This window comes from Leptolyngbya sp. FACHB-8, from assembly GCF_014695575.1.
Lineage (GTDB): Bacteria > Cyanobacteriota > Cyanobacteriia > Elainellales > Elainellaceae > Vacuolonema.
The window spans coordinates 48,934-65,551 of record NZ_JACJOO010000079.1; the positions used below are offsets into that span (position 1 = coordinate 48,934).

Annotated in this window: 18 protein-coding genes; 10 read left to right on the forward strand and 8 right to left on the reverse strand. The window is 52.3% G+C overall.

The window, feature by feature from the left end:
• The first annotated feature begins 62 nt into the window (after positions 1-62).
• Positions 63-200, forward strand: coding sequence for a photosystem II reaction center protein K (locus H6F91_RS22480; protein ID WP_190772205.1), 138 nt, complete (start codon positions 63-65; stop codon positions 198-200).
• Positions 201-378: 178 nt separating this feature from the next.
• Here H6F91_RS22480 and H6F91_RS22485 read toward each other — a convergent pair whose 3' ends face one another.
• Both H6F91_RS22485 and H6F91_RS22490 read right to left on the reverse strand, forming a co-directional pair.
• Positions 379-939: a glutathione S-transferase family protein gene (locus tag H6F91_RS22485; protein WP_190772204.1), complete on the reverse strand. Its 561-nt coding sequence runs from the start codon at positions 937-939 to the stop codon at positions 379-381.
• A gap of 213 nt (positions 940-1,152) precedes the next feature.
• Positions 1,153-1,617 (reverse strand): hypothetical protein, encoded by a 465-nt coding sequence (locus tag H6F91_RS22490; RefSeq protein ID WP_190772203.1) that lies wholly within the window; start codon positions 1,615-1,617, stop codon positions 1,153-1,155.
• Positions 1,618-2,252: 635 nt separating this feature from the next.
• On the opposite strand from H6F91_RS22490, the gene H6F91_RS22495 reads away from it, so the two are divergent.
• Positions 2,253-3,029, forward strand: coding sequence for a tetratricopeptide repeat protein (locus H6F91_RS22495; RefSeq protein ID WP_190772202.1), 777 nt, complete (start codon positions 2,253-2,255; stop codon positions 3,027-3,029).
• A 274-nt stretch (positions 3,030-3,303) separates the two neighbouring features.
• Here the strand turns inward: H6F91_RS22495 and H6F91_RS22500 are convergent, their stop codons facing one another.
• Complete coding sequence (locus tag H6F91_RS22500) at positions 3,304-3,531, reverse strand: hypothetical protein (protein WP_190772211.1); 228 nt, start codon at positions 3,529-3,531, stop codon at positions 3,304-3,306.
• 181 nt (positions 3,532-3,712) lie between these two features.
• On the opposite strand from H6F91_RS22500, the gene H6F91_RS22505 reads away from it, so the two are divergent.
• From H6F91_RS22505 to H6F91_RS22515, 3 genes are all read left to right on the forward strand, one after another.
• Entirely contained in the window at positions 3,713-4,528 is an 816-nt protein-coding gene (locus H6F91_RS22505) for a sulfite exporter TauE/SafE family protein (protein ID WP_190772201.1), read from the forward strand.
• A 315-nt stretch (positions 4,529-4,843) separates the two neighbouring features.
• On the forward strand, positions 4,844-6,166 hold the full coding sequence (locus H6F91_RS22510; RefSeq protein ID WP_190772199.1) for a DUF1565 domain-containing protein: 1,323 nt from the start codon (positions 4,844-4,846) through the stop codon (positions 6,164-6,166).
• Positions 6,167-6,305: 139 nt separating this feature from the next.
• Positions 6,306-7,109: a L,D-transpeptidase gene (locus tag H6F91_RS22515; RefSeq protein WP_190772198.1), complete on the forward strand. Its 804-nt coding sequence runs from the start codon at positions 6,306-6,308 to the stop codon at positions 7,107-7,109.
• A 195-nt stretch (positions 7,110-7,304) separates the two neighbouring features.
• Here H6F91_RS22515 and H6F91_RS22520 read toward each other — a convergent pair whose 3' ends face one another.
• From H6F91_RS22520 to H6F91_RS22530, 3 genes are all read right to left on the reverse strand, one after another.
• A complete protein-coding gene (locus H6F91_RS22520) occupies positions 7,305-8,669 on the reverse strand; it encodes a cobyrinate a,c-diamide synthase (RefSeq protein ID WP_190772197.1) in 1,365 nt (454 codons plus the stop codon).
• A gap of 268 nt (positions 8,670-8,937) precedes the next feature.
• The gene (gene nuoB, locus H6F91_RS22525; RefSeq protein ID WP_190772210.1) at positions 8,938-9,732 is read right to left on the reverse strand and encodes an NADH-quinone oxidoreductase subunit NuoB; all 795 of its coding nucleotides are present in this window, start codon (positions 9,730-9,732) and stop codon (positions 8,938-8,940) included.
• 258 nt (positions 9,733-9,990) lie between these two features.
• Positions 9,991-10,548 carry a hypothetical protein gene (locus H6F91_RS22530; protein ID WP_190772196.1) on the reverse strand — a complete coding sequence of 186 codons (558 nt, stop codon included), beginning with the start codon at positions 10,546-10,548 and terminating at the stop codon, positions 9,991-9,993.
• Positions 10,549-11,010: 462 nt separating this feature from the next.
• Between H6F91_RS22530 and H6F91_RS22535 the strand changes: the two genes are divergently transcribed.
• The 4 genes from H6F91_RS22535 to H6F91_RS22550 all read left to right on the forward strand — a co-directional run bounded on the left by H6F91_RS22535 (position 11,011) and on the right by H6F91_RS22550 (position 14,391).
• A complete protein-coding gene (locus tag H6F91_RS22535) occupies positions 11,011-11,205 on the forward strand; it encodes a heavy-metal-associated domain-containing protein (protein WP_190772195.1) in 195 nt (64 codons plus the stop codon).
• Positions 11,206-11,412: 207 nt separating this feature from the next.
• Positions 11,413-13,704, forward strand: coding sequence for a heavy metal translocating P-type ATPase (locus tag H6F91_RS22540; RefSeq protein ID WP_190789501.1), 2,292 nt, complete (start codon positions 11,413-11,415; stop codon positions 13,702-13,704).
• Positions 13,694-13,954 (forward strand): hypothetical protein, encoded by a 261-nt coding sequence (locus H6F91_RS22545; RefSeq protein WP_190772193.1) that lies wholly within the window; start codon positions 13,694-13,696, stop codon positions 13,952-13,954. Before H6F91_RS22540 ends, H6F91_RS22545 begins: the two co-directional genes overlap by 11 nt.
• A 218-nt stretch (positions 13,955-14,172) precedes the next feature.
• Complete coding sequence (locus H6F91_RS22550; RefSeq protein WP_190772192.1) at positions 14,173-14,391, forward strand: hypothetical protein; 219 nt, start codon at positions 14,173-14,175, stop codon at positions 14,389-14,391.
• Between the two features lie 84 nt (positions 14,392-14,475).
• Here H6F91_RS22550 and H6F91_RS22555 read toward each other — a convergent pair whose 3' ends face one another.
• Positions 14,476-15,345 (reverse strand): inositol monophosphatase family protein, encoded by an 870-nt coding sequence (locus H6F91_RS22555; protein WP_190772191.1) that lies wholly within the window; start codon positions 15,343-15,345, stop codon positions 14,476-14,478.
• A 74-nt stretch (positions 15,346-15,419) separates the two neighbouring features.
• A complete protein-coding gene (locus H6F91_RS22560) occupies positions 15,420-15,917 on the reverse strand; it encodes a DUF393 domain-containing protein (RefSeq protein WP_190772190.1) in 498 nt (165 codons plus the stop codon).
• Positions 15,918-16,187: 270 nt separating this feature from the next.
• Here H6F91_RS22560 and H6F91_RS22565 point away from each other — a divergent pair, with 270 nt between their 5' ends.
• Complete coding sequence (locus H6F91_RS22565; protein WP_190772189.1) at positions 16,188-16,415, forward strand: hypothetical protein; 228 nt, start codon at positions 16,188-16,190, stop codon at positions 16,413-16,415.
• The last annotated feature ends 203 nt before the right edge of the window (positions 16,416-16,618 follow it).

Below are 16,618 nucleotides of genomic sequence, written 5' to 3' on the forward strand. Positions count from 1 at the left end.
GCCCTGTTCATGTTACGATCTGCTTCAATTATGAAAACTGTGTTGGAGAGGTCAATTTACTGATGGAAGCGGCACTTTTGCTGGCCAAGCTGCCTGAAGCTTACGCCATTTTCGATCCTCTGGTAGACGTTCTGCCTTTGATCCCCGTGTTCTTCTTCCTGCTCGCCTTTGTGTGGCAGGCCGCCGTGGGTTTTCGCTAAATTCCGGCCTCAACGGTTCCAAACGCTAACTAAGACAAAGGGGTGCTCCAAAAGAGTGCCCCTTTGTCTTATAGCAATATGTAAATGCGTTAAGTACAGTTAACGGTGGTGTAGGGAACTTCGTGCCCTACACCACCGTACTTAATCGACGTGCACAGCGCTACAAATGATGCACAGCTTAGGCTGGAATAGGAATGGCAATTCCCTTCTGATAGGCCGGACGCTCAGATAAGCGCTTTACATAAGCAGCAACATTGGGATAACCACTAAACTCCATCTTCAGCATCAGGGTCATGTAAGCTACCATGGAGCCTACAGCCACATCTGCTGCACTGAACAAGTCTCCCAGCAGAAATGTTCGGCCTTCTAGCGCCTGGTTTAATCCGCCCAGCAGTCGTGGAGCTTCTTTTTCACGGGTTGCTTCTATAAATAACCCAGGACCTAAGGTCGCGTTTGCGAATAGAACCCATTGGGCGACAGTCCCCCGTTGTTCCGGAGTCAACGGCTCGCCGTACTTCTCTTGCAAGTAAAGCAGAATTGCCCCTGACTCCCATATCGAAAAGCCATCCACTTCGATAGCCGGAACCTTACCCATGGGATTAATGGCCAGGAAGGGCGGTTGTAAATGTTCGCCGGATTGCATATCCAACCGGACAAACTCATAGGGAACGTTCAGTTCTTCCAGATACCACTTCACGATCGATGCTCGAGAGCGATCGCCACCATAAAGCTTTAGCATTGCGTCTTACCTAGAAGGTGTCAAAAAACCATCATATAGCGACTGTTAGCCTCGCTAAGACAGCAAGAGAGGGCAAGACGAATTCCTGCCCTCTCTTACCCCACCTTAATGAAAGGCATGCCACAACTGATATCATGTCGGGTTAAAAGTGGTGCGGCGCAAAGCGCCGCACCACTTTCTATACTTGTTATGACAGGCCCATTTCTGTTGAAATTACAACGTTTGATGGGTATATGCGTGTTGTTTGACGTTATCCTCGATTTTCACCAGACGCTCTGAGTTGAGCACCCGCTTCCGCTCAAGAGAGACATTAAAATCTTGGCGTACAGTCCCTGCTGGGATGAGAGCTTGGGCCATGGGGCGAGCCTTATAGGTGCGGGCCGCTGCGATCGCCCGCGATGCGAACTCATCACAAAATTGTGCTGTTTCAGAGATGGCTTCGGGATGCCGAGGCTCACCATTTGCCAGAACGGCTTCTACAGTCAACGCCCAAGCCGCTTCGTAGGACGTCGGAATACCTCGGACCAGAGCCTCCAGGGCGGCAGAAGGGATGGGTTCTAAAATTTTGACCGGATGCACCTCACCATCCTCACGGATGAAGCAGGTTGCCAGCCCAATCACAACATAATCGCTGGCAACGATATCAGACGCATTCGAATCCGGTATTACAGAGGTCATAAATGTATCTTCCAATCCTGGTTTTCAAAATTTCTAAACCCGTTCTGTAGCTTGGCTCATCAATACTAAGCAGGGTTCATGACTCGCTCTAGCATTCTATCGTGCCCACCTGAAGGTTCTGGCCGATGTTACATCATGTATCGCTAAACTCTGGCTATGCTTCAAATTAGAGTGTGAAGGAATGACTACATAGGTTTATTTATATCTCTTTCAGCAGAGCGTAAAACTGTAACTCCGTCCTCGTTTTGCAGCAACAGGGTTATGGTTCCAAACCCCAAATTTGAACAAGTACGAGATACGAGTTTACATATGAAGAGATCGTAATTTGAGACGCCCTGTTTACATTTTTTCGATGAACAGTCAGAAATTTCACGGATATACCTTGTAGAGGACTAAGAGAGGCTTCTGACAACGTATTCAGCCATTTGTACGGGCTGTTTCTACGGAGTTCCGGCCGTCACACGATTACCCCTTTCCGTAGTTTCAACCTAATGTTTTTTTCTCATTTGCGACACAGTAACTAGTAGATAGAAATCGGTCATGTGGAAACGGGGTGCGTCGAGCTAGAGCCAAGGGAAACCAAACGATTACAGACTGATCGGCTCAGATAATCAAAACTTACGGTGAGGATGTCCATGAATACGCGCTCTTCCGAAGGTCGCCACCCAGAATCCCAAAATCTCGTACGCTCCTCTGAGCAGAAGAAGTCAGCGTTAAACGGTCACGCTCAGAAAAAATGGCAACCGAAGCGCAGATTAACTCAAGCTTTCGTCTCCCCCGAGCGAGAATTATTAGGGCTTGATCCCGAAGCCAATGCCAATGTTGTACGCCAACGTGCCCTGTCAGAAGCCCGATGCGGCAACTTCCAGGCGGCGATCGCGCTCTTCAACGAATTGTTGACCGCAAATCCTTACAGCGCCCGCGATTACAATAACCGGGGTCTGGTTTACTTCCAAAGCGGCCATCTCGAAGCGGCCCTGGCAGATTACAACCAGGCTCTTCTACTGAATCCCTATTTGGATGGGGCTTATAACAACCGGGCCAATTACTACGCCGCTCTTGGTCTGTATCTGGAAGCCATTCTGGATTACGATGCTGCGCTGGATTTGAACCCCGACAACACCCGCGCCTGGATCAACCAGGGCATCACCTTCCGAGATTTGCAGATGTTTGACCGGGCAATTGAAAGCCTGGATACTGCTCTTACCCTGGGTTACCTCGAAAGCCACATTTATGCTGAGCGAGGCCGCACTTATCACCTGCGCGGTGATTGGAACTGTGCGATCGCTGATTACCAGCGTGCCCTCGGCTGTATCGATGACCCTTGCGCCACCGCCCTTGGTAACGACACCCGCCTGCGGCACCAAATTCATACGTGGATGAACGAGTTGCTGGCTCCCCTGCAGGACTAGCGGTCTTTTTCACGCTAATTGGTTATCCTCCCGATCAATGTCACCGAAAGAGGAGAGTGGGCGCAATCTGCTCACTCTCCTCTCTTTGTATTGCCTGACGCCATCTGGTAGCCCGTTTATTTTTCAATAATAAACTTCCTGGTTCTGAGCACGTAACGCTATAAAAATATCTTTCCAAACCCAGAAAGCTAGTTTTGCTGCCACTTAGCGGCAGCAAAACTAGCTTTCTGGGTTTGAGTTAGAAACTTAGCGCTACATAGGAATGGGCGATCGCCTATTCAATTGAAATGGATTGCGGTCCACGCGAACTTCCATTCTGATGCCCATTGGAGGATGCTGTCGTCCCCGTACTGGGAGCCGTCCCAACCTGCTGATCCAGCCATGACTTGACCGGATCATCCCCCAAGTTCAAGCGAAATAAACCCGACACGAATCCGCCAAAGAAGGCGACCGGGTGAGAAGCCAACTGTTGCACAACTGGGGACAATTCATCAAAAAACACCGTTGTCATCCTCCCATTAACGATGAATCACGTTTCCGATACTAGCGTGAAAGCACAAGGGTCATGTTTCAAACGTGTGAACGGGGTGTGATGAAGTAGGTTTTATGGGCAGCAATACCCCTGGTAAAGTCAGTAAAGTCTGCAATACATGAAAACTACTGATGGCATCAGGAGAGGCGCCATGCTAGAAACGCCCATTGGGTGGGGGTTATTGTTGCTAGTCGGATGTGTAACGGGCACCCTGGCTGGAGTTTTGGGTATTGGCGGGGGGCTCTTAATGGTGCCTGTGCTGACACTGTTTGGCATTCCTCTCGTAGAAGCGACTGCGACCAGTTTGGTGGGGGTGCTCCTCAGTTCCATATCGGGTAGCGTGCAGAACCTACGCATGGGTGATTTGAATTGGCGTACTTCACTACTGCTAGCCCTGTTCGGCATGCTAACCGCTCAAGTAGGGGCTTGGATTGGCGATCGCGTTTCAGATGCCGTCCTTTCTCTGGCCTTCGCAGGGCTGCTTGTGTTAACCATCTGGCTGATGGATCTGAAACGCAAGCTCCAGCAGAAACAAAATGCAATGCGTACAGATGCAACCGAAATGGGAGCCTCTGAAAGCCAACAGGTTACTGGGGTTAATGCGCTCCTTCCCATTGCCTTTATCGGCTTACTGGCAGGGTTATTGTCGGGTCTGTTTGGCGTGGGGGGTGGCGTGGTCATGGTGCCGTTACAGATGCTGATGCTGTCGGAGCCCATTAAGTCAGCAGTGCGTACCAGTTTGGGAGCGATTGTTCCTATCTCCGTTTCTGGGCTGGCACAACACACCCTCAACAACAACGTACTCTGGATTCCCGGTATCGCCCTTGGCTTAGGTGGGATTTTGGGAGCCCAGGCAGGTACTCGCATGTTGCCGAAGCTGAGCGATCACGCCGTCAATCGTCTTTTTCGGCTTTTCCTGATCGGCCTGGCGGTCTATATGGCCATTCGTGGGATACGAGGGCTGTAGAATTTTGTAGAAAAATGGACAATCAACTTCTTAGGAGATTTCCAGTAATGAAATTACACCCAGAATGTTGGTGCTTTGCCCGCTTCGCGGGCAAAGCACCAACATTCTGGGTAAATTCTTATGCAGAAACCTCCGTAAGCCGCTTAGAGTGTGGCGATAAAAAAAGTGATGCATTTATTTCTTGTTCGCTAAGATGAATGGCCAAAGTCGCGGTTTAAAACCTCCTCCAGTCGACATTTGAAATTGGAAATAGGTTTTTCTATGTCAACAAACCGCTCGTTTTTATGCTTCTTTAGAACACAGAGTGTGAGTGCTATGGGTGACTTCTCTTCGTCTTGTGGATATGCACAGCGTTTGGGGTGGCAGCACATAGCTCTAACCGTCACCCTGATGAGTTTGGCAGGAATAGCTCCGGCCTGGGGACAAGCGTCAGCCCCACTAGGCCTGGACCAGGCAACATCAACGTCGCTGTTGTTGGCCCAGGCATCGTCTCAACAGTTCAACCGGGTGTTATTTGTAAATCCGTTGACCGGGAATGACCAGCAGGGGGAAGGTAGCTTGCGATCGCCCTTCCGTTCTATTACCCATGCGGTGCAGCTTGCCGAGCCCGATACGGTTATCTTCCTCAGCACGGGCAGTTATACCGAGCAAAGCGGGGAACAGTTTCCCATTGTGTTGCCCCCGGGGGTGAGTTTAATGGAAGACCCGGCGGCTGAGCGGGGCAGTATTGCGATCGCCGGAGCTGTAACTCATGGAACTGTTGCTGCCACGTCACGTTCTGCAGCTGGAGCCACACAGGTATCCCCCACTCCGGCCCGACGACCTGCTACGGCAAGAGGCGTGCAATCGCAACCCACCCGCCGTTCTTCCGAACTGCCGTCGGTGGATGTTACTGCAACCATTCCGGCTACACCAACGTCCCGGCGCTCAGCACCACCGGCCGCTGCCGTAGCGCGTCCAGATGCTGAGCAGGCACTCCAGGGCATCCCCATTCCCGTGCCACCCCCTGATAGACAAGCCAGACCTGCGGTCTCCGCAGAAGCATCATTGGGACAGGGGCGATCGTCCCAATCCATTCCAATTCCTGTACCACCGCCCGAGTCTCGCCGCTCAAGGGCGCGCGCTCAGACAACCGCTGTCGCTCCCAGCCGTCTGCCTACATCATCAGCCCCAATTGAAATCCCCGTGCCACCTCCTGACAACCCAATGCCTGCACGACCGTCTCGTTCGGCAGCGGCTCCGGTCTCTAGTGTGGCCTATGGAGTGCGATCTTCTGAAGGCTCGGCTGGCCCTTATGATTTGTTGCCCGTCCCGGACCCTAACGTTCCCATGGGCTACACCGGAGATATGCCTCGGGTTTCAGTGGCGAGCTTGACGGGCTCTACCAGAGCGACCCAGGCCGTTGGCGGAACAATCAGTCGGGGAGTCGGGACTCTGCAGTATCGCGTCCTGGTGCCGGCCGAAGATGAAGACGTGCGTGATTGGGTGCGGTCAGTCGTCCCCGATGCTTTCGAAACCGTCGCCGACGGGCAAACGCTGATGCAGATTGGTGCATTTGAGAGCCGCGAAAATGCCGAAGAAGCGGCTGATCAACTCAGTCGTAATGGCATTCGGGCCATCATTGAAGAATGGCGCTAGACGTTGCTTAAAGGGTTGATTTTTCAAGGGCGATGTCCCTGAAAAATCAACCCTTTAAACGGCAGAATCCATACGGCAGACGTGGTCCCTTCTGGTTGATGAGGGTAAGCTAAGGGAAGCACATCAATTCAGAGCAGCCATGGGTGGCGAAGGTTCAATTGCGCGTAGCTTTATGATGATGAGCTTCCTGACGGCAGCTCTTCTCATGGGTGTGCAGGGAGTTCAGGAGCTAGCTTTTACCCCCCCACAGCAGGGAACAACGACAACTTCTGCAAATTCCCCCGGATGGGGTCAGCGTATCCAATCAGCCCTGGGCCCAGCGTCTGTGCCTGCCTCCACCGAAGGATCTCAAAATTTCCCTCAAGGGACTCAGCCAGTCATGGCCCAGGCAGGAGGAGCAGGGGGCACAGCTTCGAGTTCTGCGGGGCCAGCTCCCAGTCAGATCCAACCACCGCTACCCTCGCCACCCCGGCCGGGATTAGCCGCACACTTAACAGGTGAGTTTGTACCTGCAGCCGCCCAACTTTCTACCCTCCTCAATCCATTACCCGAGCGGATTGTGCAAGTCATTGTGGATTTAAGCGATCGCCACGTCTACCTTTACAAAGGCACCGAACAAATCGGCAGCTATCCGGTCGCTATCGGCAAAGATGGCTGGGAAACTCCCACGGGACGCTTTCAGGTGATTGATATGCAGGTCGATCCCCACTGGCAGCACCCGATCACCCGTACAGATGTCCCCCCCGGCCCCGGAAATCCCTTGGGCTCCCGCTGGGTTGCCTTTCTGCCGATGCAGGACGGCGTGATTGGTTTCCATGGCACCTATCAGACTGACTTAATTGGGCAAGCCGTTTCCCACGGCTGTATTCGGATGCAGAATGCAGATATTGAGGCCATGTATCAACACCTGGCACCCGGTGTACCCGTGATTGTGCGCCAATAACCTCATCGGCTGGGCAGCAATTCTCATCTTGAAATTGAAGCCTGAAAATAGCCCGCCTTCGGCGGGCCATTTTCAGGCTTCAAAGGCGAGAGGCCGCGCCCGACGGGCGCGGCCTCTCGCCTTTGAAGCTCATAATGGAAATTGCTGTCGTCTGGGTACTATAGCTGCATTGTGAGCAAGGTAGCCACACACTTCTCATTTCTGCGCGGCGAAGTGACGACAGTGTTGTAAGAAGCGCTCAGGCAGTTCGAGCCGATCGCCCCAATGCATGTGTAAGTACGAGGCATGAAGGGTAGGCGATCGCCATCCCTCCCCACCCAATGCTTTTCCATCAAACCGTTGCATCTGGTAAAGCGGTGCTTCAGGCAATCCAGTTAGAGACGAGCGATGAAACTCATGGCCCCAAACTTCAGTTTCAGCTTGAACAAGGGGGCTATCCTGCTGGGCGATCGCTCGTCGATAACCCAGTGTCAGGCGTGTGCCCATTCGTGTCTCCGTGGGTAACGCTCCTACCATGGGCCAGCGTTTTCCTTCAAAATCCGTAATTGCCTGGCTCAGATACATCAGGCCACCGCATTCACCATAGACGGGCATTCCATGGGCGATCGCTGATTTCACGGATTGCTGAGCCGTCCGATTCTCTGCGAGGGCCTCTGCAAACACCTCTGGGAATCCTCCACCAAAATATAAACCGCTGATATGGGGTGGTAGCTCCATATCTTGCAGAGGGCTCCAAAAATGTAACTCCGCTCCAAGAGATGCCAAACATTCAAGGTTGTCGGGATAGTAAAAGTTAAAGGCAGCATCACGGGCGATGGCGATCGCAACTGATCCAACCGCCGCTTTAGGGGTTTGTGGAGATGACTCCCTACTCCTGCCAGAAGTATTGGACAGAAGCGGAAGTAATTGCTCCCAATCAAAACTTTCGTGGGCGATCGCGGCCAAATTCTCACACAGCTCCCCCATCTGCTCCAGCTCACCAGTTGGGACTAGGCCCAAGTGACGATCAGGAATGGTGATTTGATTATGGCGATGGAGCACACCAAGGATGGGAAGTTGCAGCCCTTCTAATGCTTCTTTGAGAAGAGTGAGGTGGCGATCGCTACCTACACGATTCAAAATTACGCCAGCAATTTGAATGCGGGAATCAAAGCTACGGTAGCCGTGGGCGATCGCGGCCACTGAGCGAGAAAGACGGGCACAATCCAATACAAGTAAGACAGGCACGTGCAGTAAGCGGGCAATATGTGCCGTACTGGCGACATCGTCTGTTCCCGAGGCTCCATCAAACAGCCCCATTACCCCTTCAACAAGAGTGGCTTCTGCGGTAGTGGAATGTTGAGCAAAGGAGCCTTGCACATAGGATTCCGAAGCCAGCACTGGATCCAGGTTGTAGCAGGGACGGCCTGTGATCCAACGGTGAAACATGGGGTCAATATAATCTGGCCCTACTTTAAAGGACTGGACATTCACTCCCTTTTGGCGCAGGTAGGCCAGCATTGCCAAGGTAATCGTTGTTTTGCCAACCCCACTGCGTTCCCCTGCAATAATCAGCGCCATAATTTCAAGTTCAATGCCGTCTTTATGACCCTATCTTGAAATCAACATTAAAGGTTTCATGGACCTCCTGCATGAGTCGTTGTGCGGCGAGACCACGCAACGATTCATGCAGGAGCTCTATGCACAAGGCTATGTTTTCGAGAGCAACACAAAGCACTATCCTGGAAATACCGTAATCCCGACTCCAGGTTAGAAGCCAGCCTTAGATTAAAAGAAAGTGCGTGGTGCAAAGCACCACGCACTCTAGATTTCGGTTCCTTGAAGCAGACTACATATTGGTATCGCCCCAGCTATCCTTCATGCGTTCAGAGTTGAGGGGTAAGTAATCATCCAGAGGCTCCTGATTCTCACCGGTTTGGATAGCAGGCGCAGGCATGCCAATCGCAGCTGCAATTTCGGCAGGTGGCTTGCGGTAGCTAGGAAGCCGCACATAGTCCCCCGTATGGCTCAGAGCACCACGGTTCACCTTCATCTTGTGGGATGTAGTGTAGTAGCGGTGAGTAGGTTGCTGAATGCCCCGCTCCTGCAAGGTCTGTGCCGATATTTTCTTCCGCAGTTTGATAATGGCGTCCATGATGGCTTCTGGGCGAGGAGGGCAGCCAGGAATATAGACGTCAATCGGCAGAATCTTATCCGCCCCCCGCACAGCCGTAGGAGAGTCAGCACTGAACATTCCCCCCGTAATCATGCAGGCCCCCATCGCAATCACGTACTTGGGGTCGGGCATTTGCTCATAGAGGCGCACCGTAGCCGGGGCCATCTTCATGTTGAGGGTGCCTGCCAGGATGATCAGATCTGCCTGACGTGGGGCCGCCCGAGGCAGCAAACCAAAGCGGTCAAAATCAAATCGAGAGCCAATCAGCGCGGCAAATTCAATAAAGCAGCAGGCCGTGCCATAGAGCAACGGCCACAGGCTGGAGAGCCGCGCCCAGTTATACAAATCATCAACCGTCGTCAGAATGACGTTTTCGGATAATTGTTGCGTTACTTGAGGCGCGCCAATAGGGCTGATGACAGAATTTTCAGAACCTTCGAACGAACCTGTTGCAGAGAGGTTCGACATTCCATCTGAATAGGTCATGGTGTTGGCTCAGTAAGTCAAGCTCGTTCAACAAGCATGGGTGACGGGGCACCCAGCCGTTGCCCTGTATTGAGACTGTAAAGAAGAGAAGGGGTTTTCGCCTCTGTCTTTTGGGGGGTTACAAGCTTTTAGGAAAGTTTAACGCCCTTAAAGCCAAATTTGGTGTGGGAAGCACGGCGGCCGTACTTCCCACACCAAATTTGGCTTTATCGGGTACGAGACTCTAGAGGCTTATATTTTCTATCTCTCCAGGGTTGCCTCAGGCTCATGGATACCAATTACATAACCATTGCGATCGCCCAACAACAGCGCCTTATCTCCCCGTTGCAACAACTTGGCGATGATTTCCAGAGCTTGTTCGGCAGGAAGCTCAGCTTTAAAGATGCTGTAGAAATTTTGGTCAACGGCGATCGCATCCACTGATTGCGGCAAATCGGGAACTTGAATGCGACAACGCCGATGGGGATACTGGTTCACCAGCACCAAGCAGGATGCGGGTTTACGTACAACGGTGGAGGATGGTGTGCCAACACGCATGGCATCCGGTTCTTCAACCCATACGCCATAGCCCCGGGGCATCTTGGTTAGCACCGTCGATTCATTGCGATAAACCAGCTTGGTGAGGAGGGCGATTGCCTTGCGAGCTTCAGGGGCTACCTGAAAAAAGCTGTAGAATTGGTCCCCCAGTTGGATAGCCGACAGACGCTGCTCCAGATCAGGGACTTTGACGTGGCAAGTTCTATATTGCTGACGATCAAGCAGGATGTATGACGGAGAAGGGGCTTTCAATTGGCTCACGGTAGGATGCCCCAGAAGGGCAGAGGGACAGGCTTTACATTTCTTCAGGATAAAGCGATTGCGATCAGGATGTCACTGTCATAAAGCCTCAGATGGTATGCCTGACGCACTTAAGTTCTCGTGAAATCTACGTTTTAGACTCACGTACAGTTTTCCCCTTCCCATCAAACCTACGTACGAGTGGCAGGTGCGTGAGTAAAACCCGCCACATCTGGCCATTAACACTCCACAGCAAGCTTGCGTCAGCCGGTGCTGTTTTAGACCTTTCGTTATCGGTTGTAGAAGGGGTACTGAGTGCCCCTTCTACAACCGATAACTACACATTCCAAAGACGGTCTTGACTTTCCAGCCGACTGGAAGCTTTAGCATGAGTTCTATAGTCCAATATCCCTACATCCGTGTTCTGTCAGACTTGACAGATGCCGGTGGGATAAATTCTTTAGAGCGTCGGGATAAGCCTCCATGAAACTTGAATTGACCGTTCCCAGCATGGCCTGTTCTGCTTGTGTTGACACGATCTCCAAAGCGATCGCCGGAATCGATCCTGCCGCCAAGGTAGAAGCCGACACTAAAACCAAGCGGGTCGCCGTCGAGACCGATGCGACTGAAGCCTCGGTTAAGCAGGCCGTTGAAAGCGCAGGGTATCCCGTTAGCTAAGCACCTGCTTCCGTTGCAGCTCGCGAACGAAAGCGGCAATACCCTTTTGCTCCGTTTGATACCCTTCTGAGAAAGTTGTTTTTTCGTGCGCTTATGCATGAAAAAACAACTTTTACCAGATCTTTCACCCCCCTTCAAGGCGCAGGAGGTACGATGCATTCCCCTGCACGATTGGAGCCGGGAGACATTTTTAACAGGGAAAACGTCATGACAACCGACCGCCTCCAACTCCAGGGCATGAGTTGTGCTGCCTGCGCTCGCAACGTCGAAACGGCTATTCAGAGTGTGCCCGGCGTTCAGGAAGCTAGCGTTAACTTTGGGGCAGAGCAGGCAACGATCACCTTCGATGATCGGGTGACTGACCTGGACGCCATTCAGCGGGCGATCGCCGATGCTGGTTATGGCGCTTCCCCCCTGGTGGAATTTGGTGCGGGGGAACCTGACACCCAGCAGGACACAACTCATCAGGCAGAGCAGCAACTCCTATTTCGCAAGGTGATCTTCGGGGGCATTATCAGCGCCATTCTGGTAGTGGGCTCCCTGCCAGCCATGACCGGGCTAAGTATCCCCGGTTTCCCGATGTGGCTGCACAATTCTTGGGTGCAATGGGTGCTGTCTACCCCCGTGATGGTGTGGTGTGGGCAGAGCTTTTTTACAGGGGCATGGAAAGCCTTTAAGCGCCATGCAGCCGACATGAACACCCTGGTGGCTCTGGGTACTGGAACCGCCTATCTGTATTCCCTTTTTGTCACCTTGTTCCCTCAGGTCATTCGCGCCCAGGGTTTGGAACCGGCTGTATATTACGAAGCCGCGGTGGTCATCATCACGCTGATTTTGCTGGGCCGCTTTTTAGAGAGCCGTGCCCGTAGCCAAACCTCCAACGCCATTCGGCAATTGATGGGGTTGCAGGCAAAAACAGCACGGGTCATTCGTCAGGGGCAGGAGCAGGACATCCCGCTTCAAGAGGTGGCGGTGGGAGATGTGATTGTAGTGCGACCTGGGGAGAAAATTCCTGTGGATGGGGTGGTACTGGAAGGGCGATCGGCGGTAGATGAGTCGATGGTAACCGGGGAACCCATACCGACAACCAAGGAAATGGGCGACGAAGTCATCGGAGCCACCATTAACAAAACTGGCAGCTTCCGCTTCCGGGCCTCGCGAGTTGGGCGGGATACGGTGCTGGCACAGATTGTAAAGCTGGTGCAGGAAGCACAAGGTTCTAAAGCGCCGATTCAAAAATTGGCGGATCAGGTCACGGGTTGGTTTGTACCAGTTGTGATGGCGATCGCCATTCTCACCTTCCTGATCTGGTTCAACCTGATGGGCAACACCACGCTAGCCCTGATTACCACAGTGGGCGTGCTGATTATCGCCTGCCCCTGCGCCCTGGGTTTGGCAACTCCTACCTCCATCATGGTAGGTACCGGAAAAGGAGCTGAAAACGGCATCCTCATCAAGGGGGCGGAAAGCCTGGAGCTGGCTCATAAACTCAAAACCATTGTGCTGGATAAAACGGGTACCCTGACCCAGGGAAAACCCGTCGTCACCGACTATACAACTGTGACAGGCACAGCTCACCAGAACGAAATCCGCTTGCTACGAATGGCGGCGGCTGTCGAACGCAGCTCTGAGCATCCATTAGCGGAGGCCATCGTGCAGTACGCTGCACGGCAGGGAGTTGACCTGACGGATTTACCCAAGGTGGAAGGATTTGAGGCGATCGCTGGCATGGGCGTCCAGGGCGACGTCAACGACCACCGGGTGCAGATCGGCACCCGACACTGGATGGAAAGCCTGAAAATCCCCACCCAATCCCTCGCTGCTTTACAACAAACCTGGGAAAATCAGGCCAAAACCACCGCCTGGATTGCCGTTGATGGACAGGTGGAAGCACTGGTTGGTATTGCCGATGCCTTGAAAGAATCCTCGGCAGCAACCGTGCGATCGCTGCAACGCATGGGTCTTGAGGTGGTGATGCTGACTGGAGATAACCGACAGACGGCAGAGGCGATCGCCCATGACGTTGGTATTACCCGCGTCTTGGCCAATGTGCGCCCTGATCAGAAGGCCAATCAGATCAAAGCTCTGCAAGCCGAAGGCAAAGTGGTGGCGATGGTGGGGGACGGAATTAATGATGCTCCTGCTTTGGCCCAAGCTGATGTGGGTATTGCCATTGGTACCGGGACGGATGTAGCGATCGCTGCCAGTGACATTACCCTCATTTCCGGCGACCTCCAGGGGATTGTAACTGCCATTCAACTGAGCCACGCTACCCTCCGCAACATCCGCCAAAATCTCTTCTTCGCCTTTATCTACAACGTCGTCGGGATTCCAATTGCGGCAGGAATTCTCTATCCGGCTCTGGGTTGGCTGCTAAACCCTATCATTGCGGGGGCGGCGATGGCGTTCAGTTCCGTCTCGGTGGTCACTAACGCGCTACGGCTCCGCAACTTTCGCCCTAAACCCATCCATGCTTTTGGAGGTTCCCGTGGTCGATAAGCTGAAATCTATAACCGCAAGTTTGCTGGTACTCGGTACCTGGGGGGCGATCGCTTTGACCTCACCCAGCCTTGCCATGCACCCATCCCCTTCCCATGAAACCACCCCAAAGGCAGAACCTCAGTTCCGAGCTATTGAACAGCCCCTAGCGGTAAAAATTGGTGTCAATTTAGCCGGGCTTGGGCTGATTGGTGCAGAGCTATGGTGGTTTTTGCTCAGTAAAAAGCGCTCAACCAACTCCAATTCTTAAAAATTACAGTGGATGGTAGATGTGGCGGACCTCGCTTATCCTATCTGATGTGCCTGCTCTACATGTGGTGGGCTTGCGTAAGTTGTAGGCGTTGCGGGATACTGGCAATCACTATTTCACCCCGAATAGGTGATGCGCAGAGGTTATTCAAGGGGTTTATAGTTGATCAATCGAATTTGAAAACAAGGCATCCTAAGAGACAGGATGCAGGAGTTTGTATGGATGCTACGTTCTTGCTTATTGCTGGAATGACTCTCATCTCCAGCTACCTCAGTCTCCGCAGTCCTGAGGTTTTTGCTCTACTGTTTTTTGTTACGTCTGTGTTTGGGCTTATCGTCAGTTTCGTTATCGCCCCTACCCTTTTGCAGACCTTCGTTCTGCTCTTTGGCTTGTACTGGATCTACAAGCTGTGGCGCACCAGCCCAACCCTGATTTAGGCACTCGACCGCCTAAAGTCGTGCTGAAGCTAGACGCATTTGAGGCGCTTTGCATGAAGCTACCCAAGTATCGGTTGTTCCATTTCAGTTTTTCCTGCTTGTCCGGATGGCTGTCAGCAGTTCCTGATGGACCTCAGCAGAAGCGGCAATCACCAAACCCGGACGGCCATAGTCCGTGCAGGTATGCAATGGAGGAGGAACTTCTCCATCATGCGTAGTGACAATACAACCTAATTCCTGAGCCATAAAGGCTAATAACGCCCCATCAATAAATTTGCCGGCCCGAATTACCACTCCCGTCAGTTCGCCACTCAAAATACCGTTGACATTGGGAATGTTGACGTCCTTTGAGTAATCGGTCTCCGTACATAACACCTGGTAGTGGTGGGGTAGAATCGCGGCCAGGTGAGTCATGCCCAGCCCAAGCAACAAGGTAGGTTTATAGGTCATTACCTGTAGGGGTTGGGCTTGCTCCAAGCCTTCATCCAGGGAACCTTCCCAGATTCCCTCACCTTGAAGTGCGTAGGTGAAGGTGTTCAGGGCCGGGGTGAGAGCGATCGCTCCTGCAAACTCATCCCGATTCAAAATTCCTAACAGGATTTGATAATTGGGATGTCCATCCAGGTAATAGCGGGTGCCATCAATGGGGTCGAGGGTGACCAGATAATCGTCCTGCGGCCCCAGAGTAATGGCCCGAAAATACTTCGTGTTATAGGTCTGCTCATACTCCTCCCCATAGAAGCGGATGTTCGGAAAGGTTCCTAACAGTGCTACCTCAACCAGGGTTTGAATCGACAGATCCGCATCACTCAACGCCGCACCAAAGGTACTATCAAAGCCATCTTTGGCAGGGCGATCGCGAATAAACGGTTGAATCTGCTTTGCGTAGGAGGCGGCGACCTTCAGATAGGGAAAGAGCGCTTCTAGAATCTGACGAGGGGTCGGAGAGTTCATACAGGATAGTGAATGCTGAAGGGATGAAAGAGCCAATTGTCTGGGAAAAGGGTACAAGGTCAGGCTTGATGAGATTAGCCCTCACCTAGACGGCAGCGATCGCCCTCTCCACAAGCGAGTCGGGCTTGTCGTTGCGCCACCAGGGTTGCCAGGTCAGGACGCCCTGTTAACCGTAAGCGCCAATCCGCCCAAACGCTATAGGCCCAGTCTGCCAATGGCCCCACTATCGGCCAGCGGGTGGGAGCATACACCCAGCCCAAGCCCAATACGGTATAGACCTGACGAAATACCTCCACATTTTTGATCACGGTGCCGTCGCGGCGCACCGCATGGATATGTCCCATCGCCGCCTCAAAGGTGACGCCGCCATTCTCTTGGGGGGTGTAGCGATCGCTCATAACATCCACAAACGCGATCAGCCCCCGGCCGTCGTCCTTCTTGCGCAAAAAGTTTACTTCTCGAACACAGAGCGGGCATTGCCCGTCATAGAGCAACTTGATTTGCCAGGTATCTGGCAGGGCTTCAGAAGCAGAGGTCGCGGCAGAATCGGAAGAAACCGGAGAACGGGTCATGGATAGGTTGGGTAAATGGGATTACTGCTATTTTAAGAAATTTGAAGGCAGGGCTCCAAATCCTTTGGGCTACTTGCGCGCACTGCACTACACGAGGCTCTGTAGCGGGATGCGAATAGGTCTAGTACAAATTGGGGTTGAAACATCCTCAACCCACCCCTTTTGTCCTGAATGGACTTTCATACTTTTGCGAACATTCAGAGCCCATTTTGTGAAACACTCTGAATACTCTAAATAATTGATGCATCTGATATAACGCGAGAGAAACCTATGTGGCGAGTTATTGTTCAATGCCCTGCTGAAAGTTGGCGCCAATACGCAACCGAGTTTAAAGCGATCGCTGAAAAATACTCCAGCACACCGTTAGCCTCCAAAAAAATGAAGGATGACGAACGTCGCATTATGGAATATCAAATTGAGAACGTTAATGAAGCCGAAGAATTTATAGAAGAATGCGTGGCTTTAGAGGGTTTTACAGCAACCTTTGAAGCACTGTAGTAATTCAGTGAGGCTGGAAATTAATAGCCAGAAAACTTTGAGATTAAAAGAACAAACACAACACAGAGTTCTTGCATGACGCATGAACTATTTTTGAGAACAGTGAAGTAGACAGAACTAGCCGAAACAATTTACATCAAAAACACTAAGAATGCGTACGTCTGGAGTAGCCCTATTTTTTAGTTACAGGAAGCTTTAGAAGT